Source organism: Acinetobacter sp. Marseille-Q1623 (genome assembly GCF_902809895.1).
GTDB lineage: Bacteria > Pseudomonadota > Gammaproteobacteria > Pseudomonadales > Moraxellaceae > Acinetobacter > Acinetobacter piscicola_A.
Genome location: NZ_CADDWG010000001.1, coordinates 1,078,376 through 1,102,648 on the forward strand (window position 1 = coordinate 1,078,376; position 24,273 = coordinate 1,102,648).

General features: G+C 36.9%; 23 protein-coding genes and 1 CRISPR repeat array. Of the genes, 11 read left to right on the top strand and 12 right to left on the bottom strand.

Annotation, left to right across the window (positions count from 1 at the left end):
* The first annotated feature begins 127 nt into the window (after positions 1-127).
* Both metK and HUV91_RS05140 read left to right on the top strand, forming a co-directional pair.
* Complete coding sequence (metK, locus tag HUV91_RS05135; RefSeq protein ID WP_130073649.1) at positions 128-1,294, top strand: methionine adenosyltransferase; 1,167 nt, start codon at positions 128-130, stop codon at positions 1,292-1,294.
* A 123-nt stretch (positions 1,295-1,417) separates the two neighbouring features.
* The gene (locus tag HUV91_RS05140; RefSeq protein ID WP_174492753.1) at positions 1,418-1,735 is read left to right on the top strand and encodes a monooxygenase; all 318 of its coding nucleotides are present in this window, start codon (positions 1,418-1,420) and stop codon (positions 1,733-1,735) included.
* Positions 1,736-1,833: 98 nt separating this feature from the next.
* On the opposite strand, the gene HUV91_RS05145 is transcribed toward HUV91_RS05140, so the two are convergent.
* Positions 1,834-2,085: a hypothetical protein gene (locus tag HUV91_RS05145; RefSeq protein WP_130073651.1), complete on the bottom strand. Its 252-nt coding sequence runs from the start codon at positions 2,083-2,085 to the stop codon at positions 1,834-1,836.
* A 267-nt stretch (positions 2,086-2,352) separates the two neighbouring features.
* Between HUV91_RS05145 and HUV91_RS05150 the strand changes: the two genes are divergently transcribed.
* A complete protein-coding gene (locus tag HUV91_RS05150) occupies positions 2,353-2,565 on the top strand; it encodes a hypothetical protein (protein ID WP_174492754.1) in 213 nt (70 codons plus the stop codon).
* On the opposite strand, the gene HUV91_RS05155 is transcribed toward HUV91_RS05150, so the two are convergent.
* Both HUV91_RS05155 and HUV91_RS05160 read right to left on the bottom strand, forming a co-directional pair.
* The gene (locus HUV91_RS05155; protein WP_174492755.1) at positions 2,519-3,148 is read right to left on the bottom strand and encodes a LysE family transporter; all 630 of its coding nucleotides are present in this window, start codon (positions 3,146-3,148) and stop codon (positions 2,519-2,521) included. The two genes, HUV91_RS05150 and HUV91_RS05155, sit on opposite strands and share 47 nt — an antisense overlap.
* A 133-nt stretch (positions 3,149-3,281) precedes the next feature.
* Positions 3,282-3,842, bottom strand: coding sequence for an FxsA family protein (locus HUV91_RS05160; protein ID WP_130073654.1), 561 nt, complete (start codon positions 3,840-3,842; stop codon positions 3,282-3,284).
* 833 nt (positions 3,843-4,675) lie between these two features.
* On the opposite strand from HUV91_RS05160, the gene ruvC reads away from it, so the two are divergent.
* On the top strand, positions 4,676-5,221 hold the full coding sequence (ruvC, locus tag HUV91_RS05165) for a crossover junction endodeoxyribonuclease RuvC (protein ID WP_174492756.1): 546 nt from the start codon (positions 4,676-4,678) through the stop codon (positions 5,219-5,221).
* Between the two features lie 42 nt (positions 5,222-5,263).
* On the opposite strand, the gene HUV91_RS05170 is transcribed toward ruvC, so the two are convergent.
* Together HUV91_RS05170 and HUV91_RS05175 are read right to left on the bottom strand one after the other, a co-directional pair.
* Positions 5,264-5,596 (bottom strand): hypothetical protein, encoded by a 333-nt coding sequence (locus tag HUV91_RS05170; RefSeq protein ID WP_174492757.1) that lies wholly within the window; start codon positions 5,594-5,596, stop codon positions 5,264-5,266.
* Between the two features lie 78 nt (positions 5,597-5,674).
* Complete coding sequence (locus HUV91_RS05175) at positions 5,675-7,162, bottom strand: NAD(P)H-hydrate dehydratase (RefSeq protein WP_174492758.1); 1,488 nt, start codon at positions 7,160-7,162, stop codon at positions 5,675-5,677.
* A 20-nt stretch (positions 7,163-7,182) separates the two neighbouring features.
* On the opposite strand from HUV91_RS05175, the gene queG reads away from it, so the two are divergent.
* The gene (queG, locus tag HUV91_RS05180) at positions 7,183-8,277 is read left to right on the top strand and encodes a tRNA epoxyqueuosine(34) reductase QueG (RefSeq protein ID WP_174492759.1); all 1,095 of its coding nucleotides are present in this window, start codon (positions 7,183-7,185) and stop codon (positions 8,275-8,277) included.
* Positions 8,278-8,590: 313 nt separating this feature from the next.
* Positions 8,591-9,583, top strand: coding sequence for a biotin synthase BioB (bioB, locus tag HUV91_RS05185; protein WP_174492760.1), 993 nt, complete (start codon positions 8,591-8,593; stop codon positions 9,581-9,583).
* A gap of 85 nt (positions 9,584-9,668) precedes the next feature.
* Here bioB and HUV91_RS05190 read toward each other — a convergent pair whose 3' ends face one another.
* Positions 9,669-9,881 (bottom strand): hypothetical protein, encoded by a 213-nt coding sequence (locus HUV91_RS05190; RefSeq protein ID WP_130073660.1) that lies wholly within the window; start codon positions 9,879-9,881, stop codon positions 9,669-9,671.
* A 667-nt stretch (positions 9,882-10,548) separates the two neighbouring features.
* On the opposite strand from HUV91_RS05190, the gene HUV91_RS05195 reads away from it, so the two are divergent.
* The 3 genes from HUV91_RS05195 to putP all read left to right on the top strand — a co-directional run bounded on the left by HUV91_RS05195 (position 10,549) and on the right by putP (position 14,780).
* A complete protein-coding gene (locus tag HUV91_RS05195; protein WP_174492761.1) occupies positions 10,549-12,177 on the top strand; it encodes a long-chain-fatty-acid--CoA ligase in 1,629 nt (542 codons plus the stop codon).
* 172 nt (positions 12,178-12,349) lie between these two features.
* Positions 12,350-12,967 (top strand): riboflavin synthase subunit alpha, encoded by a 618-nt coding sequence (locus tag HUV91_RS05200; RefSeq protein ID WP_130073662.1) that lies wholly within the window; start codon positions 12,350-12,352, stop codon positions 12,965-12,967.
* Positions 12,968-13,268: 301 nt separating this feature from the next.
* A complete protein-coding gene (gene putP / locus HUV91_RS05205) occupies positions 13,269-14,780 on the top strand; it encodes a sodium/proline symporter PutP (RefSeq protein WP_174492762.1) in 1,512 nt (503 codons plus the stop codon).
* A gap of 73 nt (positions 14,781-14,853) precedes the next feature.
* Here putP and HUV91_RS05210 read toward each other — a convergent pair whose 3' ends face one another.
* Positions 14,854-15,351 (bottom strand): Lrp/AsnC ligand binding domain-containing protein, encoded by a 498-nt coding sequence (locus HUV91_RS05210; RefSeq protein WP_130073664.1) that lies wholly within the window; start codon positions 15,349-15,351, stop codon positions 14,854-14,856.
* A gap of 117 nt (positions 15,352-15,468) precedes the next feature.
* Between HUV91_RS05210 and putA the strand changes: the two genes are divergently transcribed.
* Positions 15,469-19,218 carry a trifunctional transcriptional regulator/proline dehydrogenase/L-glutamate gamma-semialdehyde dehydrogenase gene (putA, locus tag HUV91_RS05215; RefSeq protein WP_217431188.1) on the top strand — a complete coding sequence of 1,250 codons (3,750 nt, stop codon included), beginning with the start codon at positions 15,469-15,471 and terminating at the stop codon, positions 19,216-19,218.
* A 176-nt stretch (positions 19,219-19,394) separates the two neighbouring features.
* Here putA and HUV91_RS05220 read toward each other — a convergent pair whose 3' ends face one another.
* Together HUV91_RS05220 and HUV91_RS05225 are read right to left on the bottom strand one after the other, a co-directional pair.
* Complete coding sequence (locus HUV91_RS05220; RefSeq protein ID WP_130073665.1) at positions 19,395-19,739, bottom strand: SMR family transporter; 345 nt, start codon at positions 19,737-19,739, stop codon at positions 19,395-19,397.
* A gap of 266 nt (positions 19,740-20,005) precedes the next feature.
* A complete protein-coding gene (locus HUV91_RS05225; protein WP_130073666.1) occupies positions 20,006-20,215 on the bottom strand; it encodes a hypothetical protein in 210 nt (69 codons plus the stop codon).
* Between the two features lie 335 nt (positions 20,216-20,550).
* On the opposite strand from HUV91_RS05225, the gene HUV91_RS05230 reads away from it, so the two are divergent.
* Positions 20,551-20,835 (top strand): hypothetical protein, encoded by a 285-nt coding sequence (locus HUV91_RS05230; protein ID WP_130073667.1) that lies wholly within the window; start codon positions 20,551-20,553, stop codon positions 20,833-20,835.
* A 28-nt stretch (positions 20,836-20,863) separates the two neighbouring features.
* Here HUV91_RS05230 and HUV91_RS05235 read toward each other — a convergent pair whose 3' ends face one another.
* The 3 genes from HUV91_RS05235 to csy3 all read right to left on the bottom strand — a co-directional run bounded on the left by HUV91_RS05235 (position 20,864) and on the right by csy3 (position 24,254).
* Entirely contained in the window at positions 20,864-21,295 is a 432-nt protein-coding gene (locus HUV91_RS05235) for a hypothetical protein (protein WP_174492763.1), read from the bottom strand.
* A 145-nt stretch (positions 21,296-21,440) separates the two neighbouring features.
* A CRISPR array of direct repeats spans positions 21,441-22,490; the repeat unit is 28 nt; unit sequence TTTCTAAGCTGCCTACATGGCAGTGAAC.
* Between the two features lie 131 nt (positions 22,491-22,621).
* Positions 22,622-23,236 carry a type I-F CRISPR-associated endoribonuclease Cas6/Csy4 gene (cas6f, locus tag HUV91_RS05240; protein WP_174492764.1) on the bottom strand — a complete coding sequence of 205 codons (615 nt, stop codon included), beginning with the start codon at positions 23,234-23,236 and terminating at the stop codon, positions 22,622-22,624.
* A gap of 1 nt (position 23,237) precedes the next feature.
* Positions 23,238-24,254: a type I-F CRISPR-associated protein Csy3 gene (csy3, locus tag HUV91_RS05245; protein WP_174492765.1), complete on the bottom strand. Its 1,017-nt coding sequence runs from the start codon at positions 24,252-24,254 to the stop codon at positions 23,238-23,240.
* Positions 24,255-24,273: the final 19 nt, after the last annotated feature.

The following is a 24,273-nucleotide window of genomic DNA, read 5'->3' on the forward strand; positions in this document are numbered from 1 at the left end:
TACGCTTTTTTGACTAAATCAAATCAATTTCTATAGTTAATTCGTTTTTTTCATCATAATAGCCTAGTGATTATAGACAACAAGATGTAACATAACGCATCGAGAAAAGAATAGCCGTAGGATTTTCATGCGCGAATACAGTGTTTTTACTTCTGAATCAGTAAGCGAAGGCCATCCAGACAAAATGGCGGACCAAATTAGTGATGCTATTTTGGATGCCATTTTAAAAGAAGATCCGTATGCACGAGTTGCCTGTGAAACTTTAGTAAAAACAGGTGCTGTCGTTCTTGCAGGTGAAATTACCACCACTGCAAATGTAGACTTTGAATCTATCGTACGCCACACTGTAAATGGCATCGGTTACCATCATACTGACTTAGGTTTTGATGGTTCAACTTGTGCTGTGATCAATATGATTGGTAAACAATCACCAGAGATTGCACAAGGTGTCGACCGCCAAAAACCTGAAGATCAAGGTGCAGGCGATCAAGGTTTAATGTTTGGTTATGCAAGCCGTGAAACCGATGTTCTCATGCCTGCTCCAATTTCATACGCACATCGTTTAATGGAAAAACAAGCAGAATTACGTCGCAATGGCAGCTTGCCATGGTTACGTCCAGATGCGAAAAGCCAAGTTACATTTGCTTATGAAAATGGTAAACCTGTTCGTTTAGATGCGGTTGTACTTTCAACTCAACATGATCCTGAAATTTCACAAGCAAATTTAAAAGAAGCTGTGATTGAAGAAATCGTGAAAAAGATTATTCCTGCTGAAATGTTCCATGCAGGTACAAAATTCCATATCAACCCAACAGGCTTATTTGTGATCGGCGGCCCTGTCGGTGACTGTGGTTTAACAGGTCGTAAAATCATTGTAGATACTTACGGTGGTATGGCACGTCACGGTGGTGGTGCATTCTCTGGTAAAGACCCTTCTAAAGTTGACCGCTCTGCAGCGTATGCAGGTCGTTATGTGGCAAAAAACATTGTTGCAGCTGGTCTGGCAGACAAATGTGAAATTCAAGTGTCTTATGCGATTGGTGTTGCTGAACCGACTTCGATCTCAATCAATACATTCAATACCGGCAAAGTATCGGATGAATTAATCATTCAATTGGTTCGTGAACACTTTGACTTACGTCCATACGGTATTACACGTATGCTTGATCTTCTTCAGCCTATGTATAAACAAACTGCGGCTTATGGTCACTTTGGTCGTGAAGGCTCTGATACTGCATTTACATGGGAAAAAACAGATAAAGTTGAAGCATTAAAAGCATCAGCAAACCTTTAATTTTCCAATGAAATATCAAAAAGCTCGCATCATGCGGGCTTTTTATTTGCCCACACAACTATTCAAATATTATATAAAATCATAGAATATTACTTTCGACTTTCAAACCTTGGAATACACAATATGCCTGTATTATTACAAGTTGACTTTCCTACCATTGGACCATTTTCAGATGAAATGTCTATTGCATTTAAAGCACTTGCAGAAAGTATTAACCTAGAAAAAGGTCTATTATGGAAAATATGGACTGAAAATAGTCAAACTCAGGAAGCAGGTGGCATTTATTTGTTTGATCTTGAAGAAAATGCACAAAATTATTTAACGATGCATACTGCACGTTTACAAAGCTTTGGAATCCAAAATATTCGCAGCAAATGCTTTGCAATCAACCTACCTTTATCTCAAATCAATCATGCAATTTTTTTAAATCCCCAAGCATAAATTTAGCCTTTACATTCTCTTAAATATGACTGAGATGTATAAAAATGACAGGTACTTTAAAATTTCAATTCAAAAGTACCTGATAATTTAAGCGAGTTTTATGATTTATTTTTATTCGAATTTTGATTGAGCACATTCAATAACGTGACTTGTTCAGGCGTATCTGCTTGATGATTCTTTAAATAGATCTGCCCTGCTTTAAATGCAATCGCAGCAAATAAGCATGTAAATATACAAAAAATCCAAAATCCATATGGACTGCGAATATGATGAGAGCCACAGTCTTGGCATTCTTTGTCGTTTGCTGTAACAACCTTATTACAACAAGCGCATTGATATTGATATAGCATATATTCCTCCTGCTACTAAAACATTTATTGTTTTTCTCAGCGTGACCATATTAGTATTTGAAGATGTCACTTATATTAAATAAACAGATTTAAGATAATTTTACAAATGATTTTTTGTATACTTTTTTCATTATAAGTCAAGTTTTTTATTATTTTATTAAATATAAAAATGTTACTTCAATCATCTAACTCTTTATTAGCAACAACTTTTCTTTTACTCCCCATAAAATTTTAATTAGACTATGCAAAATTTTATGGAGAGCAAACATGATTAGATTGATTAAAAAAGGCGGTTTACGTGAACGCGCCAATCGTAGTCGCACTTACCAAGGGTCAGAGAATACTGAAACCACCTTACTTGCAAATAAGTATCAAATCACACAAAAAATTCAACAGCACAATACCTGTGAAAATAATCCCTCTAAAATAGAAGTTATATCAGATGAAGTGCATCCAACCACAACCATAGCGCAAAAATAACAAATAATGCACCTGATGCAATATCAATATAACTCCCAGATTTTTGATATAGATGTTTGACTTTCGGCATCGACATAATCAACATAAAAAGTGTAAACACAAAAAATGTCTGAATCGGAATAATAATTGCCAACTGTGTTTTTAAATGACTATTTGCTGAAGAACTTAATGCCAAAGAAAACACACTACTAAAATAAATCAAGGTCTTAGGGTTAGATAAATTGGTCAATAAGCCCATCATAAAATAATTTTTAGGTTGCTGTTCAATCACACCATGTAAAGATACTTCTTGTTTTAAAGTTGAAACTCCGCCTCTCAACATGGCGTACCCCATCTTCGCCAAGAAAAATCCCCCAATGATCATCAGAACTTGTTGGATCCATGGCCATTGTTGAATGAGCACCGTAAAACCCATTAGAGTCAAAACCACCCAAACAATGATTCCAACTGAAATTCCTAAAACAATTTTGAGTGTATTTTGTCGTGTTGTAGACGCTGAACTTTTTGCTACAAGCAAAACATCAGGGCCTGGACTAAGTTGTGCAAAAAAATGTAATGAACAAATGGTCAATAATAAAGACATGCAAAATATAGGAACAAATACGAAAAAGACCTCATTATTATACGCTGCACTAACAAGATTTAGTTCATTCATAGAAATCTGTCATAAAAAAAGCTAGACCCACATGTCTAGCTCATTTTCAAGTGCTCAGCTTTTATTTTTTATTAACATTTTTTAATTCAATTTGCTTACGTTCTGGCTCAACTTCACGAGCTTCACCATCAATCACCGATGAATCCTGAAACGGATTCCCTTGTTGATTTTGCATTTGACGCATTAAATCTGCAAATGGGTTTTGTCCAGCATTACCACCCATATCTCCCATCATGCCACCCATCATTTTTTCCATCATCGCTTGTTGGCGCTTCATCATGGTTTTCATCATAGCATTTTTAAAAGCTTGTTGCACAGGTGGAATCAAAATCAGAATTGCCAAAATATCTGTGATTAATCCCGGAATAATCAACAAAATACCTGCTAAAATTTTAGGTAAATTATTGGTCAACTGTGGGTCAGCACTCATTTGCCCCATTTGCATTTGTTGCATCTGTGGCATAAGTCCTGTTGCGTTGGCACGTACCAGATTTAAACCAATAAAAAAGGCAGCAATAAACCAGAAGAATACATACCACATGCTTCCAACGAGATCGCCTACGCCAATCCACACAAAAATTTCTAAGACTAAACCAACCAATACAACCAGAGCTAATTTCATGAAAATTAATCTATTCTCGACAAAATGAAAAAATGCATAAATTTTTATACATATGTTGATTGTATATGGGCGTTTTCAATTTTTTAAAGTCTTAAAGACTAAAATTGACAAAAAATTAAAATTTAAACCTAATTTAATTTTAAAAGTAGGTTCTAATAAATTTTAATTTGAGGATCACAACATTTTCACGACTTCAGACTGTTTAGCCACCATTTAAAATGATAAAACCTGCATCTAATGCAGGTTTTATATGAAGTCACATGCTTATAATTAAGGATTTAAATAAAAATATCCAACAATCGCACTTAATGCACAGATTGAAAGAAATAAATATGTATTAACCGTATTAAAGCTTGCTAAAAATTTAACGATGTTCATAAACAACAATAGTAAATAAAAAATAGATTTGTATAAATTATACAATAGCAAATTAAAATTTACAGCTTAAGCTTAATTTAAGCTTAAAAAATCAATCCTAATTTATTTAAATAAACATTCAATAAAAATTAAAAAACAAAAATAAAATCAATCATATAGATTAAAAATAAGCAGTAAGATAAAGCTAAAACAATGAATAGCATATATTCTCATTCTCTTTTGTTACATTTATTTACACTTATGTTTGTGTTTTGTTTATTTTATATTCTTGAGTATTTTAGTTGTATTTAACAAATATTTTATTTAACTTATGCAATAGATTTAATAAAATTATGCTGAGTAAAAAATATCAATTTCAATCTATTTTAAACATTCAATTAAATATGAAACTTATACAGAAATTATTTATAAAAAATCATATAATTAGAATTGTTTAAGCATTTTTAAGTAGGCACATGTCTCTCATTATTGGAATTGATCCTGGCTCACGATTAACGGGTTATGGCATTATTGAAAAAGATGGTCAAAAATTAAAGTTTATTGATGCTGGTACAATTCGGACAGAAACTCCTGACATGCCTGAGCGCTTAAAACGCATTTTTGCAGGGATTGACCGAATTGTAAGATTCCATGGTCCAACTGAAGCAGCCGTAGAACAAGTCTTTATGGCACAAAATCCTGATTCTGCTTTAAAGCTTGGACAAGCAAGAGGTGCTGCCATCGCGGCATTGGTCAATTTAGATCTGCAAGTTGCTGAATATACAGCGCGTCAAATTAAACAGTCTGTTGTCGGCTATGGCGCAGCAGACAAAGAACAAGTACAAATGATGGTCATGAAATTACTCAATTTATCGATCCACCCACAAGCTGATGCTGCTGATGCACTCGCGGCTGCGATTTGTCATGCACATGCATCCGGCAGTATGAGTAAATTGGCGGTACTGAATGCTTTAGGGGGTATGGCACGAGGACGCAGTCGTTATAGTGGGAGAAGACGTTAGCTTTTCATAAAAATCCGATGCAGTTGTGTAGATAAGTATAAATTAAACATATCCCGCTGTATCTTTACGGATTTCTCGTATTGACGGTGATTTTGTATATGTTGCAATCAACATTTTCCCCACTGTTCTTAAGTTTTTATCTTGGTTAATATCTATACGAATCAAGACCAATTCATCATCAATACGAGACCCTGCAATTTCTCGGCAAATCACGATATTTTCATTGCGTTCTATCACTTTATATTGTGGAAACTCATGTTGGATTTTCTCTTTCAAACTCAGCTTTTTTGTCGATTTAGATGCATCTATTTGTGTGTAAATCACCAATAAAACACATGCTGCAAATACAATCCCAACAATTAAATATTTTTCCATTTATTTAAAACCCATTGATTTATATATTAAAAAATAATTTATCGAATCATCTTAAATGTTTCATTATGATGATTTACTTCATTTTTCGCTAGGTGATTGACGACAATCATTCACCACATAATACACAGCATCAGGCATGTGATGAGCTTGTACACCTCTTTGCCCTTTTCCCGCTAAATAATCACCCGCAAGTGCATGCAAAGTGACAATCTGATGCAAATGAATATTCTGATAAAATTGTGCTTTTAAACTTGCAATCATCCCTGCAAGCACATCCCCCATGCCACCTGTGCCCATTCCTGCATTACCCGCAGTACAAATCCACAATTGATCATCTAAAATCAAACTTCCCGCACCTTTTAGTACCCATTGCCCTGCATATTTTTCTTGCAGCCTCTCAATTGCCGTAACTCGATCTGCTTCAATCTGATTTACACTACAATTCAATAATTTTGCAGCCTCACCAGGATGTGGTGTTAAGTAAGTATGTGCATTTAACTTGATCGGATCTTCCGCCAAAAACCATAAAGCATCAGCATCTAAAACAATCTGTAAATGTGATGCTTGATGAATTTTAGGAAACCATTTTAAAAATTGTTGTTTTGCCCACTCATCTCGTCCTAAACCCATCCCCAAACTTACAGCATCCACATGTTCAATAAGACTATCCATTTCAGTATCTGTTAATGCATTGATATCACGGAGCATAATATTGGGTGAGCGTGCCAAGATTGCTGTATGGTGCTTGGCATCACAGACAATCGTCACCTTGCCTGCCCCTGCACGAAATGCTGACTCGGCAGCCATCATTACAGCCCCACCCATTTCGGCATGTCCACCCACCACCAACACATGCCCATAACTGCCTTTATGACCAAAAGCTTGACGTTGTGGTAACACAATATGCGTAGAAGAGAGTTGGGCAATGTTCTTTAATTGATCATCTGTTGGTATCGCAGAAATTAACTCTACTTTTCCAGAAAATTCTTTGCCTTGACCCGTAAATAACCCAACTTTTAAACCTAACACACTATAAGTAAAATCGGCTTTAACCGCTGTTGGCAAAGGCTGACCTGTATTTGCATTTAAACCACTGGGCACATCAATCGCAATTTTTAAGCCTGATTGCGCATTAAAATTTTGAATGATTTCTTGCCATGTAACATCCAAATCACGATTTAAACCGATACCAAAAAGTGCATCAATATGACAATCAAAGGTATTTTCAATATTAAAATGTGCTTGAATATTTACATCATGTGTTTGTGCAAGATGAAATGCTTTTGCTAAATCTGCGGATTGCCCACGTTCTGCAGCAAAAACGGTGACCCGATACCCCAAGTCCTGTAAATATTTTGCCAAACAGTAACCATCGCCTGCGTTATTACCTAAACCACACCAAATTGCAATACGTTGAATAGTATTTTGAGAAGAAAAAATAACCTCCAAACGCTGTGCAATCGACCATGCGACTTGTTGCATCAGCCCAAAAGAACTATTTTGTTGTTTAAACCAACGTGCTTCCCATGCTTGAATCTCATGGCTATGATAAACTTGTGAATGCATTATCTTCTCTATGTTTTTCTATGTCGGCTTCTTCATCTTCAACACACATCGCCCTACAACACATTGATCCTGAGCAACTCAAAAGTTGGATCAAGGAGCAAGCCTTGCAACTTGGCTTTGCTGATTGTGTCATTGCCAAACCAGATGCTCAAGCAGAATTAGTACGTTTTAAGGAATATTTAAAACGTGGTTATCATGGTGATATGAAGTTTTTAGAAGAAAATTTAGAAAAACGTGCTGACCCGACTTTATTAGTGCCAAACACCAAAAGCATTATTTGTGTGCGGATGAACTATTTAGTGGAAACACCTAAACCGCGCTATGTGCCCGACGAACCCAATTCAGCAATCATTGCGCGTTATGCGCTTGGACGAGATTATCATAAGGTCATGCGTGGGCGTCTCAAAACTTTAGCCAATAAAATTAAAGAAAAATTTGGCGATTTTGAATCTCGCCCTTTTGCAGATTCCGCACCTGTATTTGAAAAATCTTTGGCTGAAAATGCAGGTATGGGATGGACAGGTAAACACACTCTACTCATTCATAAAAAATCAGGTTCATTTTTTGTTCTCGGTGAGTTATTTACATCTTTAGAACTCCCTTTTGATCAGCCGACAACAAAGCACTGTGGCTCATGTACAGCGTGTATTGATATTTGTCCCACTCAGGCGATTGTTGAACCCTATATGTTAGATGCGCGCAAATGTATTGCTTATTTAACGATTGAATATAAAGGTATTATTCCAGAGGAATTAAGACGTGGTATTGGTAATCGTGTGTTTGGTTGTGATGATTGTCAGCTCATTTGCCCTTGGAATAGTTTTGCCAAGAAAACCCCTATTGAAGATTTTTATCCAAGACATGGTTTAGACAATGCTTCACTTTTAGATCTCTGGCACTGGGATGAAGCGACTTTCTTAAACTGCACGGAAGGCAGCCCCATTCGCCGTACAGGTTACCAAAGCTTTATGCGAAATATTGCAATTGGTTTAGGAAATGCACCCTTTTCAACTGAAATTTTACGGGCTTTGCAACATCATCGCTCACATCATGATGAGATTGTGCAAGTTCATATTGACTGGGCTATCGCAGAGCAGCAGCGTAAATCAAAATAATTTTTAATTTTTTTGCGCCAAATTACTCATTTTTACAACTTCAATAGCAAAGCACGTTCTCTGCAAAATCAGGGTTATTTTCATTTTTTAAAAGCGAATACTCTGAAGTTCACCTAAATACAAAAATATTTTATGTCACGATCTGACAAGAAAAACCGCAAAGTTTGTAACTAAATCACTATTTTTATTTTTAATTTATATGCTAATCTTAAGTCAAGATACCAATAACCATTTGGATGTTTTTGCCCATTGGCTTTGGCATGTTTTGTGTATGATACATCGAGATAGTAATATTTTATCAGGGATTTGACTTATGCCTTTAGTACGAAATGATTGGACACGTGAAGAAATCCAAACCTTATATGAACAACCATTTTTAGATTTAGTGTTTAAAGCACAGCAGATTCATCGCAATCATTTTGAAGCGAATACTATCCAAGTCAGCACTCTACTTTCAATTAAAACAGGAAAATGTCCTGAAGACTGTAAATATTGCTCGCAATCAGCGCATTATGATTCAAAACTAGAAGCTGAAAAGCGCATTGCTGTCGACAAAGTGATCAGTGAAGCTAAAGAAGCATTAGCATCGGGTTCATCTCGTTTTTGTATGGGGGCTGCTTGGCGTAATCCACATGAGCGTGATATGCCTTATGTTCTTGAAATGGTGCGTGAAGTCAAAGCACTTGGACTAGAAACGTGTATGACTTTGGGAATGTTAAATCAGTCTCAAGCAGAACGTTTGCATGAAGCTGGATTAGATTATTACAACCATAACCTTGATACATCACGTGAATACTATTCTCATATCATCACCACGCGTACTTTCGATGATCGTTTAAATACTTTAGATCATGTACGTAATGCAGGTATGAAAGTGTGTAGCGGTGGAATTGTGGGTTTAGGTGAAAATCGTAATGACCGTATTGGTTTATTGCAAGAACTTGCAACCTTACCCACTCATCCTGAATCTGTCCCAATCAATATGCTGGTTCCGATTGATGGTACGCCTTTAGCAGAAGTTGAAAAACTCGATGTCACGGAATGGATTCGCACCATTGCGGTTGCACGTATCATCATGCCACATAGCTATATTCGCCTTTCAGCAGGACGCGAAGCATTGAGTGATTCTGATCAAGCGTTGGCATTTATGGCAGGTGCAAACTCATTGTTTAGTGGTGAAAAGTTACTGACTACACCCAATGCAGGTGAAGGCAAGGACAAACAATTATTCAATAAGTTAGGATTAATTGCGGAAAAAGCTAAACCAACAGCTGCCGAACTTTCGGTTGACGCGATGGCCGTTTAAATCACATAACCTGTCTAAAAGCGATCTTTACAAGATCGCTTTTTAATTTTTTTTAAGCGATGATTTAAGTTTATAGTTCAAAATTTTACAGCGAAGTGATCAAAAGCCCATATTTTGCATTTAAAAACATGCCTTCACGTAAAATATCCGTGCCATTGGCATGATGTACGCTCAATACTTTGGTAAATGCATCATATTCAAAGGAATCAAAACACCCTTGATGATGGCAAAGCCACGTCAAAGTATCTACAAGATTTTGATCAATAATATAAGTTTCAGCAGTAAAATCTTTCAACATACCCATAAAATTCAAATGATGAGAAGCTTTTATTTTAACTGAAATATAATTTGAAAGAGACGAAGGCTTACTTTATTTTTTCTTATTTTGAAGTGCATTTAATATCATCATACTATGCATTTAAAATACATTTAAAGGACTTCATTTTAAAGCAATAATACGATGATATCCCGAGTAAATTTTGGATATAAAATCAGTGACAAACCCCACATTTACGACATTCTTTCTTCACCGTGGCAGTGGCATCAATTTCATATTCAAATTGGTGTAAACACAAAATTTTCTTTAAAGTTTGTAGCATTCATCATCTCCTATGTTGATTGACCTTATTCATGTTTTATCCTAAAACATTTATTTTGAATAAGGCTGTCTCATAGTTTTAACATATCTGTGTACCAATTCAAGTTATTTTTCCATAGATTTACGCAAAATTTTCGTCTAAATTGCAATGCTATTTTCAAATCATGATAATTTAATAAATATTTGTTTTTCAACATCAATTTATTTTTTCCTCGTTACAAAATTTTGTGAATATTTTGATTGCATTCAGTTTTTTTTTAGTTAGGATAAAAATATGTTTTTTCTATTTGATAATTTTTTAAATAGAACGGATTAAATAAGCACAAATGAAATAGATCAATCACAACAAAATTAAAAGGATGATTGTATGCAAGGAAATATGATGTTTCAGCCGCTTTTGATTAGTAATTTAATCGAACATGCTGCTCGTTATCATGGCGATACCGCAATTATTTCTAAAAATACCGATGGCACTATAACCACAACAGACTGGACACATGTTGCTGAGAATTCAAAACGTTTTGCCAATGCCTTAACCAGTTTAGGTGCCAAACATGCCGATCGTATTGCCACCATCGCATGGAACAATCACCGTCATTTAGAATCTTGGTATGCAATTTCAGGCAGTGGTATGGTTTGTCATACGATTAACCCTCGTTTATTTCCAGAACAATTGATTTTTATTATTAATGACGCACAAGACAAAGTCGTACTCTTTGATAAAACATTCCTCCCATTAATCAATGCCGTAAAAGCACATACTCCAAGTGTGGAACATTTTATTTGTTTAAGTGCTTTTGACCAAGATGTCGCAACAGTACTCCCTGATGTGAAGTTTTATGATGCACTGATCGCAGAACATTCAGCAGAGTTTGAATGGCCTATGTTTGATGAAAATACCGCGAGTTCACTCTGCTACACCTCAGGAACAACAGGAAATCCGAAAGGTGCTTTATATAGTCATCGTTCCACAATTTTGCATACTTATGCCATTTGTTTACCTGACTCATTAAATCTTTCTGCCAATAATGTCATGTTGCCTGTCGTCCCAATGTTCCATGTAAATGCTTGGGGTACACCTTATGCTGCAGCAATGGTCGGTTGTACTTTTGTATTGCCAGGTCCTGGGTTAGATGGTGCCAGTTTAGTCCAAATGATTGATGACTATAATGTGACCGTTGCACTTGGCGTGCCGACAATTTGGCAAGGCTTATTGGCAGCAGCCAAACAAAGTGGCAGTAAACTTGCGAGTTTAAAACACAATGTTGTCGGTGGTTCCGCTTGTCCACCTGCGATGATGAAAGCATTCCGTGACTTATATGACTGTGAAACCATTCATGCTTGGGGAATGACTGAAATGAGTCCATTGGGTACAAGTAATCAACTCAAAGCCAAACATAAAAAATTGTCTGCTGAAGATCAACTCACTGTTCGCCTTTCGCAAGGTCGCCCACCTTTTGGCGTCGACTTACGCATTACAGATGAAGAAAAAGGAACACAAGAAGTTGCGCGTGATGGTCACACTACAGGTAACCTACAAGTTAAAGGGCATTGGATTATCGAATCGTATTATGGTAAATCTGAAAATGCGTTAACTACTGATGGCTGGTTTGATACAGGTGACATCGCATCGATCAATGAAGATGGTTATCTACTCCTAAGTGATCGTGCCAAAGATTTAATTAAATCAGGCGGTGAGTGGATTTCCTCTGTTGAACTAGAAAATATAGCCATGAGCCATCCTGAAATTGCGATGGCTGCCGTCATCGCCGCGACACATCCAAAATGGGATGAACGTCCTGTAGTGATTGCGATCAAACAGCAAGGCACCAACGTCACTGAAGATGATCTCTTAAATTATTATGCAGATAAAATTGCAAAATGGCAGATTCCAGACAAAGTAGTCTTTGTAGATGCTATTCCTTTAACAGGTACAGGTAAAATGTTGAAAAAAGACCTTCGTGAAAAATATGGTTCTGTATTACTCGAAAGTTAATTCATCGTCTAGTGTTCTTTGCAACATAAAACTGAAATCATGATAGAGCTGAAAATTCCTCCTTTACAATCAAGGAGGAATCTTTTCAGGCATTTATCATGTCAATCACACTGCAACAGTGCAAATTTATGTTATTAATAGTCAAGTTTTTAATATCATGACGAGATTGGACATGTATACAGGTATCGTACTAGGCACTGAAAAAATTCATCGCATCGACAAACATCAAGGCTATACCACAATCTTTGTGGAAAACCGTCAAAACTTTTTAGATGATGTGTTTATCGGTGCCAGTGTTGCGATTGATGGAACATGCTTGACCGTTACGGGGATGAATGAAGAAAAAACTTTAGTCAGTTTTGATATTTCAGATTTAACCTTATCCCTCACCACACTAGGTCATTTAAAAGAAAATAGTTTGGTCAATGTCGAGCGTTCTTTTAAAGTCGGCATGGAAAATGGTGGACATAACATTTATGGACATATCGAAGGAATGGCGCAGATTAAAAATATCGTTGAAAATGGTAAAACACTGCATTTAGATATTGAAATTCCAAATGAAAAAATCAAATATTTCTTTTTAAAAGGGTTTATTGGCTTACATGGTTGCAGCTTGACCGTGAACAATGTCAATAAAACACAAAATCAAATTTCAGTCGATCTTATTCCTGAAACCATCCGCTTAACCAATTTTTCAGACTTAAAAGTTGGTGATCTGCTTAATTTTGAAATTGATCAGACCACACGCACATTGGTAGATACTTTAGAAAGTATTCATGCAAGAAACTAAGAAATATTCATCTTTACGTGCATTCAACATCTTAAGTTAATCATTTCCAATTTACTTTCTCTCTTCTTTTTACGGCATCTATTGATTTGCAATAGATGCTTTTTTTCATGTGTATAGACTAAGGTCTGATGACACCCCCTACTTTGTAAACAAAATTACAATTTGCAACACAACTATTGATGAAATGCGTTAGAAAACTTACAGCTAATTTTTTTGTATCCATGTTTGAATCTGCATCTCAACGAAGCACGATAAAAATAATTCTTGGACGGACACAATCCAAAGGACAAAGGATGAAGCTATGAGTTTTCTTAATCCAACCGTAATAACATTTATGTTATACATCATCGCAATGGTCGCCATTGGACTGTATGCTTACAAATCAACCTCAGATTTTTCTGATTATATTTTAGGAGGTCGTAGTTTAGGCAGTGTGGTCACCGCACTTTCAGCAGGTGCATCAGACATGAGTGGTTGGCTGTTAATGGGCTTACCTGGGGCAATTTATTTAATTGGTTTATCAAAAGCTTGGGTTGCGATTGGCTTGATTATTGGGGCATGGCTCAATTGGCTATTGGTGGCAGGACGTTTACGGGTACATACCGAAGTACAAAACAATTCGCTCACCCTTCCCGATTATTTTACCAGTCGATTTGATGATAAAAAGAAAGTATTGCGTGCAATTTCTGCCCTGGTCATTTTAATCTTTTTTGCAATCTATTGTGCGTCAGGCATGGTGGCAGGTGCACGATTATTTGAGAGTATTTTTGGTTTAAATTACAGCACAGCACTTTGGATCAGTGCGATTGCAACCATCAGTTATGTGTGTATCGGTGGCTTTCTTGCAATCAGTTGGACAGATACGTTCCAAGCAGGTTTAATGATTTTTGCCCTACTGATCACCCCCATCATGGCATATTTAGCAATCGGTGATGTTTCTCAGTTTGCGTCTTTGTTGGAAACAGCACGCCCACATGCTTCAAATTTATTTTCAGGTTTAAGTGCTGTGGCGATTATTTCTTCTTGTGCGTGGGGCTTAGGCTATTTCGGACAGCCTCATATTTTGGTGCGCTTCATGGCAGCAGATTCAGTACGTACCATCCCCAATGCACGTCGTATCGGCATGACTTGGATGATTTTGTGTTTAGGTGGCGCAATTGCTGTGGGTTATATTGGTATTGCTTTTTTTCAAGCTCATCCCAATCTTGCGAGCGCCGTGACTCAAAATCATGAAACCATTTTTATTGAATTAACCAAAATTTTATTCAATCCATGGATTGCAGGTGTGATCTTAGCTGCAATTTTAGCTGCGGTAATGAGTACCTTAAGTTGTCAACTTTTGGTCTGTTCAAGTACGCTCACTGAAGATTTATACAAAGGCTTTGTCCGTAAAAATGCCTCACAAAATGAATTGGTTTGGGTTGGCCGTCTCATGGTTTTGGCCATTTCAGTCTTGGCAATTATTCTCGCATTTAAACCAGACAGTAAGGTTTTGGGCTTGGTAGAATATGCTTGGGCAGGCTTTGGTGCAGCGTTCGGTCCTCTCATTATTTTGTCGCTATTTTGGAAACGAATGACATTGAATGGCGCAATTACGGGGGTCATTGTTGGGGCTGTTACCGTCATCGCATGGGAAATGACCTTAAAGCAAAGTACGGGTTTATATGAAATTGTGCCCGGATTCTTGCTATCATTTTTAAGTATTGTGATTGTAAGTTTATTGGGCAAAGCACCTTCAAAACAGGTTGTCGAGCGTTTTGAACAAGCCGATCATATTTACAAACAAGAAATGCAAAATTTAAATCAAAAATAAGCCATTCACATACTTTCGGGTTGTAATGGACTCTCTAAATCTGGGGCATTCAGCCCCATTTTTATTGCATTTTTTATTTTTTAATGCGTGGCTTCAAGTTTAAATGTAACTGTGCGCTGTCTTTAATGACTTCCATGACAGGATAACTGCGCGTTTCCTTTACCCCCGGCAATTGCCACAATACACTGCCTGAGATGCGACGAAATTCATCCATGTTGGCACAACGAATTTTGACTAAAAAATCAAAGCCACCACTAATCATGTGACATGCCATAATTTCAGGATATTGCACCACTGCATCAGAAAATGCATCTAAAGCATTTGGTGTGGTTTTATCCAATAATATTTCCACAAAAACCACAAAATTTGCCCCCAATAACACAGGATTGAGCTTGGCTTCATACCCTAAAATATAGCCTTCTGCCGTCAGTTTTTGCACACGTGCCAACGCGGCAGTGGCTGATAAATTGACTTCTTCTGCAAGTTTGGTATTTGAAATCCGCCCCTCTTTTTGCAAAATATCTAAAATCTTGATATCTATGCGGTCTAGGCTTAAAAATCCACTGTCCATTCGAATTATTCTCTAAAAATTAGCTTAATTATAGTGAGTTTCACTATGAATATTCTGTAATCATAAATTATATAAAGTAATTCACTCAAGATAAATTTAGCGTCACAGGATGTTGACATGAACATGATGGAAATCACTTCGCCTATGGATTCTGCACCTTTAAACCCAAACTACATTACTGAATTTAAAGAAAAAACCCAGCTTGAAACAGCAATCAATACGGCATGGCGTCGCCCTGAACCTGAGTGTGTGGAAAATTTATTAGACCATACTCAGATCTCAGAAGAAATGAGCCAAAAAATTTATGATATTGCATTTAATTTGGCACATAGTTTGAGAGAACGTCGTAATTCTTCAGGCAAAGCAGGCATCGTACAAGGGCTATTACAAGAGTTTTCGTTGTCTTCGCAAGAAGGTATTGCGCTGATGTGTTTAGCAGAAGCATTGCTACGTATTCCTGATACTGCCACCCGTGACTTATTAATTCGTGACAAGATTAACCAAGGTGATTGGAAAGAACATTTAGGGCAAAGTAATTTAATGTTTGTCAATGCCGCAGCATGGGGACTGATGTTGACGGGCAAACTGATGGAAACCCCGAAACAAAAAAGTTTATCGAGTATTCTAACTTCGCTTTTAGCACGTACAGGTAAAGGTATTATTCGTAAGGCTGTTGATGTCGCCATGCGTATGATGGGTGAACAATTTGTCACAGGTGAAACCATCGAAGAAGCGTTGGATCATGCCAAAGTGCTTGAAGATAAAGGTTTTCGTTATTCTTATGACATGTTGGGTGAGGCTGCACTGACTGAGCATGATGCAGATCGTTATTTTGATGATTATACGCAAGCCATCCATGCGATCGGCAAAGCATCTGAAGGCAAAGATGTCTATACAGGTGCAGGTATTTCCATCAAATTGTCAGCATTGCATCCGCGTTATCAGCGTGGGCAAATCGAACGTGTACACAATGAACTCTACCCGCGTATTTTAAATCTTGCACTTTTAGCTAAAAAATATGACATCGGTTTAAATATTGATGCTGAAGAAGCGGACCGTTTAGAGTTGTCCTTAGAGCTATTAGAACGCCTATGTTTTGAACCTGCACTCAATGATTGGAAAGGCATTGGTTTTGTGATCCAAGCCTATCAAAAACGTTGCTTCTACGTGGTCGATTATATTATTGATCTTGCTAAACGTAGCCAAAAACGTCTCATGATTCGCTTAGTCAAAGGTGCCTATTGGGACAGTGAAATTAAAAAAGCACAAATTGATGGTATGCGTGATTATCCTGTCTTTACGCGTAAAGTACATACAGACCTGTCCTATATTGCCTGTGCTAAAAAATTATTGGCTGCGCCTCAACAAATTTATCCGCAATTCGCAACACACAATGCTCAAACTTTAGCCACAATTTATCAATTGGCTGATCCAAGCAAATATTATCTAGGTCAATATGAATTTCAATGCCTGCATGGCATGGGTGAGCCATTATACGAACAAGTGGTTGGAAATATTCAAGACAATAAACTTGGCGTGCCTTGTCGTATCTATGCGCCTGTCGGCAATCATGAAACGCTATTGGCATATTTAGTACGCCGTTTATTGGAAAATGGAGCGAATACCTCTTTTGTAAATCGTATTGCCGATAAAAATATCGAAATCGCAGATTTGATTGAAGATCCTATACACGAAATTGCTGAAAATGCACAACACGATGGCATCGTCGGTATGAAGCACCCTGCCATTGCCTTACCAAAAGATCTATTACAACCCATACGCAAAAACTCATTTGGCTTAGATCTGAGCAATGACAGCGAATTGGCGCAGCTCAATAGTACAGCGCAAAAAATCGCAACGTATCAATGGCATAGCCATAGTTTGGTTGCAAATCTCGACCCGTTAACTTTGCTTGAGTTACCCAAAATTGAAATTCGTAATCCTGCTGACCATCAAGACCTTGTCGGTACGGTGATAGAAGCAAATTTAACACACGTTGATCTTGCTTTGGACAATGCACAAGCTGCCTGTGACAGTTGGAACAATACGGATCGAAATCAACGTGCAGAATATTTATTTAAAGCTGCCGACTTGATGGAAGCTCGCTTAGAAGAATTGATGCTGCTGCTGTGTCGTGAAAGTGGTAAAACTTATAGCAATGGCATTGCAGAAGTCCGTGAAGCTGTAGATTTTCTCCGCTATTATGCTGCACAAATGCAAAATGTTTCAAAACATACCACATTACAAGCACTAGGTACCGTGCTGTGTATCAGTCCTTGGAATTTTCCATTGGCAATTTTTACAGGGCAAGTTGCCGCAGCCTTAGTTGCAGGAAATACCGTCATTGCCAAACCTGCTGAACAAACGCCATTGATTGCCGCACAAGCCATTCAGATTTTATGGGAAGCAGGCATTCCAAAAAATGTCGTGCAATTACTGCCAGGGCGTGGCGAAACCGTTGGCGCTCAGCTATCCCAAGATGATCGCATTCAAGGCATTATGTTTACAGGTTCAACTGAAGTTGCCAAAATTTTACAAAAAACCGTCGCACAACGACTAAGCCCCACAGGTCAACCGATTCCGCTCATTGCAGAAACGGGCGGACAAAATGCTATGATTGTGGATTCTTCCGCACTCACTGAGCAAGTGGTTTTAGATGTTGTAAATTCAGCATTTGACAGTGCGGGACAACGCTGTTCTGCGCTACGTGTACTTTGTGTGCAAGAAGACAATGCCGAAGTCTTAATAAAAATGCTTAAAGGTGCCATGCAACAACTCAACCTAGGCAATCCCATTTTCCTTAAAACCGATATTGGTCCTGTAATTGATCTTGAAGCACAGCAAAATATTGAAAAACATATTGAAATGATGCGCAGCAAAGCATATCCAACTCATCAATTAGCACTTGCAGAGACAGATTTAAAAAGCAATCAAGGTACTTTTATCACGCCAACGATGATTGAATTGCCCAATTTGAATGACTTAAAACGTGAAGTGTTTGGCCCTGTCCTACATATTATTCGTTATAAATATGGTGAATTAAAACAATTACTCAAGCAAATCAATGATAAAGGCTATGGTTTAACCATGGGTTTACACACACGAATTGATGAAACTATTCAAACGACCATTGCACATGCTGAAGTTGGAAATTTATATATTAACCGTAACATTGTCGGTGCAGTGGTTGGCGTACAACCTTTTGGTGGTGAGGGTTTATCAGGTACAGGACCTAAAGCAGGTGGGCCTCTTTACCTTTATAAATTAATGCAAAAGTGTGATTTATCAGCACAACCTTTCGGTATTGTTAAAGCTTTAAATCAAACAGAAATTAATCCAATTTATAATGCTTTACAGATTTGGACGAAACAACATATTACTGATTTTAAATTAAATCATTATGCCAATATCACAGGTTTATATGCATTGCCTGGTCCAACAGGTGAATCCAACCAGTATTCTATTTTGCCTAGAGCTAAAATATTTGTTACAGCACAACATGAACATGCCTATTTACAACAACTTGCTGCAGTTTTTGCAGTAGGAAGCCATGCTGTGATGTCGAATCAGAATGCCGTTGGCTTACAACTCTTGCAAAAACTCCCGCAAGACATCCGCCACCACATTACGCTCATCGATGATATCGCTAGCGCAGAGTTTGATGCGGTATTACACCATGGCGATGTCAAGGGCTTAGCTGATTTACAACACCTCATCAGTCAACGCTCAGGTGCAATTATTGCCATTTCACATTTAAACCATGTGAATGATCTTGTTGCTTTAGATCGTCTTGTAATTGAACGTGCAATCAGCATTAATACTGCTGCCGCAGGTGGCAATGCCAGCTTGATGACTTTAGAAAGTTAATCGGGATAATTTGCTTTCTAAAGTAAAATAACCACAATGTCATCAAATCTATATTTCATCGCCCTAGTTTTCCAATGGATCACTTGGGCTTTTTTTTAAATGATTCAAAGCACTTTGTTAACAACCATTGTTTATTGGGAAAATGTGGAACACGCTCCCTTTTGATCTGTGCCAAATTAGTGTCCCGCCGTTGTTGAAAATAAATTAATCACAATCACACCAGAAATAATCAAAGCAATGCCTATCATCGCTGCAAGATCAAGGCTTTGTTTAAACACAATAAAGCCTAAAAATGCCGTCAGTACAATCCCCACTCCAGCCCAAATCGCATAGCTAATACCCAATGGAATGACTTTCACCACTTGTGAGAGCAAGTAAAAAGCTATGCTGTATAATACGAATACTGCCAATGAGGGCACCAATTTAGTAAACCCTGCTGATTTCACAATAAATGTCGAACCAATGACCTCCGCTACAATCGCTAAAGCCAATAAGAGATAAGCTTTTAGTAAAGGAGTCATTTGTTCACCTGTAAATCAATCATTTTCATCAAACATACCAACTGGCAGGTATTTTATACAGAAAATTAAAAATGTATGCGCTGAAACGTAATTTTGTGAATAAATTGCTTTTATTAAAGGATTTAAAGCAGTGAAAAAATGCGAATGATGAGTGTATTTGTCATAAAATTTAAGGGATAAATTTCAAATGAATGCTATATTCGATTTAAAAATGAATTCCTTTTCCACTAATTCCTTTAAATAATTCTTTTTATTTATGCATTTATTTAAGCAATCTGTTGGTGAACTTTTTGTAGAAATGCGTCTGCATCAACTTTATTTTGAAACTGCTTATGGTACGTACCAGAGGCTTTTTGATTGTTCGGTGTATAATCAATATCAATAGAAAAACCTTGAGTAATCATATTTCTAGAAACACGTATTGCAATAATATGTGCTGAATTTAAGTAAAAACCATCTTCGATTTTAACTAGCATTGTATAACCTCAAACTATTTACTTAGGGGGGAGAAATAACAAAAAAGCCCATCATTTGATGAGCTTATTGTTTAAATAATTTAAAGTGAATTTTACTTCAATTTAACAAATATTGAAAATTTTTTGATCATCTTTTACAAAGTAATTTTGGATGCAATTGTAATAACCATGTAAATGAATAACCGAATGAAACCAAACTCTCCTGTTCTAGACAATATTGTCAGACACTTTCTTAATTTTTTAAAAATTTTTAATGCTAGAGTAAAAATTCAGTGATATTCATCACATTTTAGATAAAAGATATTTTTTAAATATCTTTTATGGAGGCTGCTCTGATGAACTATTTAATTATTTTAAACTCAAATTATCTCGATCATTTTGACCAAGTTCATAAAACGATTGAAGATTATGATCATACAATTCGTGTCAACCAAAATACTTGGCTCATTAATACTAAATATGATGCTGTAATTATTCGTCAACATTTGGCCAATGTGATGAGTATGCATGATTCGTTATTGATCTTCCAAGTGAATGAAAAATTTTCAATTGCAAATCAACTCGATGTAAGCGATTGGCTTGAAGACATGCAACAAAGTCATTGGCTTACACCTGCTTAATTTTTATAGACCTCCTTGCTTGGAGGTTTTACTCTCTCAATTTGACTTGATAACCACACATTGTTTTTGTACATCCAGCATCTGTGATCACTATACCATTATCTTGTGATAAATAATCCACTGTTCCACCTTCAGTGATTGCACTATACAGACTGTTCCACTCTTCACCAAGTAAGCTTTGTGTTAGCGTTTTGGCTTGAGTGACAACTTCTGATTTTTCATCAGGCAAGGTCTTAAACGTCCAACTGACATCAATAAAATCGGATGCTATACCAATTACTAGCTTATTCTTTGATTGATCTTGATAGTAATAATTGGTCACAATCTCAGATTCTTTTTCAGTTTTTTGCAAAGGCAATGTAATTTGTTTTAGAACTTGATCAATCTCTTTGGGTACTTGGGCAGCTGTAAACATACTCAAACTTGATAGCATTGCGAATGTAAAAGCAATTTTAATCATACTGTTGTGCATATATGTTGACTCTTATTTCTTATTGAAAGTTGATCAATTTAGCAAAAGTTGTTTTGATCACCAAGATTTCTTTACACTTTTGCAAAATGAAGTTATTTATACTTACCCTATATTTAATTGCCCTCATCATCTATTTCTAAGCTGCCTACATGGCAGTGAACTTGGTAAGCATTATCAATGCATATACAGAACAATTTCTAAGCTGCCTACATGGCAGTGAACGTCTTTTACATCCGACTGTAAAAGAATTAATTTTTCTAAGCTGCCTACATGGCAGTGAACCGTATTAGGATATTGACGCAAAGAGCCAAAACTTTCTAAGCTGCCTACATGGCAGTGAACTTCTAAAGAACAGTATTTTTTGTATGAAATGATTTCTAAGCTGCCTACATGGCAGTGAACTAAACCAGCTCCTAAAAGCAACCTCGCAACTATTTCTAAGCTGCCTACATGGCAGTGAACCGTCCGATTACATGGTCTTGCCTACTGCATATTTTCTAAGCTGCCTACATGGCAGTGAACAAGTGACTCAAGAAGATGTTTCGGCTGCCTGCTTTCTAAGCTGCCTACATGGCAGTGAACTAGAAAAATCGCCTTGTGGCATTAATTTATAATTTCTAAGCTGCCTACATGGCAGTGAACGCTCAGTAGAAGGCCGCAAAGTGTTCCTTAATTTTCTAAGCTGCCTACATGGCAGTGAACTGTGCAAAATTCGATAAACATTGGAAAGACAATTTTCTAAGCTGCCTACATGGCAGTGAACCAAAATTTGAAGCAGTCGAAGTAGCAGCATAATTTCTAAGCTGCCTACATGGCAGTGAACAATCAAGAGGTGCTTACTCACAAAAGCATTCGTTTCTAAGCTGCCTACATGGCAGTGAACAATTGATTACTGTTGATTTAGCAGAATTCAAATTTCTAAGCTGCCTACATGGCAGTGAACAAACCGTAAATGGCTTTTTGAGAGTTACCGATTTTCTAAGCTGCCTACATGGCAGTGAACAATGTTTTATGCATGAAGCTTGTAATGCCGATTTTCTAAGCTGCCTACATGGCAGTGAACAAGCATATTTGTTTTTAGTTGATCATTATAATTTTCTAAGCTGCCTACATGGCAGTGAACGCTTCAACATGTTTTAATTCCTGCGAATTCGATTTCTAAGCTGCCTACATGGCAGTGAACAGCAATTTTACAGCAAAAAATAAAGCTATAATAGTAACTTAAGCCCTAAATCCATAAAAAGACCCAAGTTTTAAGACACCATCATAACTTATTGATTTTATTATACTGTTAAAGAATGAAAAAATATTGGGTTAAAATTCGGGTACAGATGATACCGAACTTAATCCATAAGTGCTAAAAACCTGAGTTTCAGATTTTGTCGCAGGTTGCTTTTCAATAAACAATTTAAAACGTTTATCATCACTAGAAGTTGAGTTGCTTAAGCTTTTCATCTCTATATATGGCAATGCAGTTGTTGTCACCACATTGCTATATCTTGCAAGTGCTTCATCAAAACCAATATCACCACGTTTTACACGATGACGAGCTAAACGTTGCGCATTGCTTTTCACTTGTTTGCGTTTATAAATGGCATAGCCTTTGATGTCTTGAGGCACTTCACGAATAGAAGTGATATGCACATAATCCTCTAAGCGCTCAAGCCAACGTCGAATATCTAATTGCTTTAAATCGGCTTCAGATTCAGCAAATAAACGAAGCTTTTTTCCTAAATTGATCTTAGCTTTTTGATTATCTACTTTTTCCTCAAAAATATATTGAGGAAAAGAAACACCAATGCTCACCTTATCTGATTCATCTTTTATTTCAGCCAATGCAATATGCAACTGTGTATATATTTTTGACCAAATAAAATAGGTTGAGATTTCAGCTTGATCAATCAGGGTAATTTCCTGATAAAACTTCATATTAAGCGTCCTTTCCGCTTTGACCAAATACACCACCACGTACAAGTACAGCCATCACATAATGTTCTTGTTCAGCATTTTCTAAGGATTCACCTAATGCGTATTTATCAAATAAGCTAAAGAAATCCTGTTTAGCTTTCGGTGTACGGTATGCCTTACCTAAATTAGTTACTGCACCATATGGTTCAATTGCAATTGCTGATTTTTGCTCTTCAAACTCTGGATACCATGTATCAATGGTACGTAAAGCATTCCCCACTTTTTGAGAATGCATCGCAGCAACATCATTCACCTGATATAGAATTTTACTTTTATCTCCCTTGCCCTTATCAAGTACGAGTTCTTCACTTGGATACACTTCTTGTGCTTGACCCACCAAAGCATAGGCTTCGATTTTAATCAGCAAATAAGGTAATTCTCCTTTTAACGCCTTTGCAATTTGATCTGCTAAATTTTGCACTTTGGTATCAACTGCATCAAAATCATGTAGTTTATAATCAAACGCGTTGAAGGTTACCGATTCTTGATCATTCACCGTCACAACCACTTCAATTTTTTCTGCACCAACACGGTTACGCCATAAAAAACGTGCATTCGCAATATTTAACGCATAGCGTTTAGCCAATTCAGCGAATCCATGAGTTTGAATATAGTTTTTAGCGACTTCTTTATATGAATTTAGAAATGCTTCATTATTACATGCGGATGGCTGTTCGATACCCCCTAAGACCTTTAAAGTAAAAGCCACTTTTAATGTATCTTGATGCTCTGCTAAAGCACAGGCATCCACTTTTTGTAAATTGGCTTTCTCAACTTCAGCATTCAATTTTAATGGATCACTTGCAACCGCAGGTTTTAAACGGTTTGAAATTGTGCCACGTACTGACTTTTCAATCAGTTTTAAGGCTGTTTGTTCTGTGCGATTTTCCCAAGTTGTACCATAAAAATAACCATCTGACGGCACAAGTTTTTTTTCAAATGCAAGTACGCTAGCAACCGCTTTTTCATTTTTAGCCATGAGCGAATTTCCTTTTTTG

Coding starts and splice junctions, on each gene's coding strand:
- HUV91_RS05230 (WP_130073667.1), top strand. CDS start 20,551: ATGAACTATTTAATTATTTTAAACTCAAATTATCTCGATCATTTTGAC.
- HUV91_RS05220 (WP_130073665.1), bottom strand. CDS start 19,739: ATGACTCCTTTACTAAAAGCTTATCTCTTATTGGCTTTAGCGATTGTA.
- csy3 (WP_174492765.1), bottom strand. CDS start 24,254: ATGGCTAAAAATGAAAAAGCGGTTGCTAGCGTACTTGCATTTGAAAAA.
- metK (WP_130073649.1), top strand. CDS start 128: ATGCGCGAATACAGTGTTTTTACTTCTGAATCAGTAAGCGAAGGCCAT.
- HUV91_RS05190 (WP_130073660.1), bottom strand. CDS start 9,881: ATGTTGAAAGATTTTACTGCTGAAACTTATATTATTGATCAAAATCTT.
- HUV91_RS05235 (WP_174492763.1), bottom strand. CDS start 21,295: ATGATTAAAATTGCTTTTACATTCGCAATGCTATCAAGTTTGAGTATG.
- HUV91_RS05200 (WP_130073662.1), top strand. CDS start 12,350: ATGTATACAGGTATCGTACTAGGCACTGAAAAAATTCATCGCATCGAC.
- HUV91_RS05150 (WP_174492754.1), top strand. CDS start 2,353: ATGATTAGATTGATTAAAAAAGGCGGTTTACGTGAACGCGCCAATCGT.
- HUV91_RS05175 (WP_174492758.1), bottom strand. CDS start 7,162: ATGCATTCACAAGTTTATCATAGCCATGAGATTCAAGCATGGGAAGCA.
- HUV91_RS05140 (WP_174492753.1), top strand. CDS start 1,418: ATGCCTGTATTATTACAAGTTGACTTTCCTACCATTGGACCATTTTCA.
- queG (WP_174492759.1), top strand. CDS start 7,183: ATGTCGGCTTCTTCATCTTCAACACACATCGCCCTACAACACATTGAT.
- HUV91_RS05155 (WP_174492755.1), bottom strand. CDS start 3,148: ATGTCTTTATTATTGACCATTTGTTCATTACATTTTTTTGCACAACTT.
- HUV91_RS05170 (WP_174492757.1), bottom strand. CDS start 5,596: ATGGAAAAATATTTAATTGTTGGGATTGTATTTGCAGCATGTGTTTTA.
- HUV91_RS05225 (WP_130073666.1), bottom strand. CDS start 20,215: ATGCTAGTTAAAATCGAAGATGGTTTTTACTTAAATTCAGCACATATT.
- HUV91_RS05210 (WP_130073664.1), bottom strand. CDS start 15,351: ATGGACAGTGGATTTTTAAGCCTAGACCGCATAGATATCAAGATTTTA.
- putA (WP_217431188.1), top strand. CDS start 15,469: ATGAACATGATGGAAATCACTTCGCCTATGGATTCTGCACCTTTAAAC.
- bioB (WP_174492760.1), top strand. CDS start 8,591: ATGCCTTTAGTACGAAATGATTGGACACGTGAAGAAATCCAAACCTTA.
- HUV91_RS05160 (WP_130073654.1), bottom strand. CDS start 3,842: ATGAAATTAGCTCTGGTTGTATTGGTTGGTTTAGTCTTAGAAATTTTT.
- ruvC (WP_174492756.1), top strand. CDS start 4,676: ATGTCTCTCATTATTGGAATTGATCCTGGCTCACGATTAACGGGTTAT.
- HUV91_RS05195 (WP_174492761.1), top strand. CDS start 10,549: ATGCAAGGAAATATGATGTTTCAGCCGCTTTTGATTAGTAATTTAATC.
- HUV91_RS05145 (WP_130073651.1), bottom strand. CDS start 2,085: ATGCTATATCAATATCAATGCGCTTGTTGTAATAAGGTTGTTACAGCA.
- putP (WP_174492762.1), top strand. CDS start 13,269: ATGAGTTTTCTTAATCCAACCGTAATAACATTTATGTTATACATCATC.
- cas6f (WP_174492764.1), bottom strand. CDS start 23,236: ATGAAGTTTTATCAGGAAATTACCCTGATTGATCAAGCTGAAATCTCA.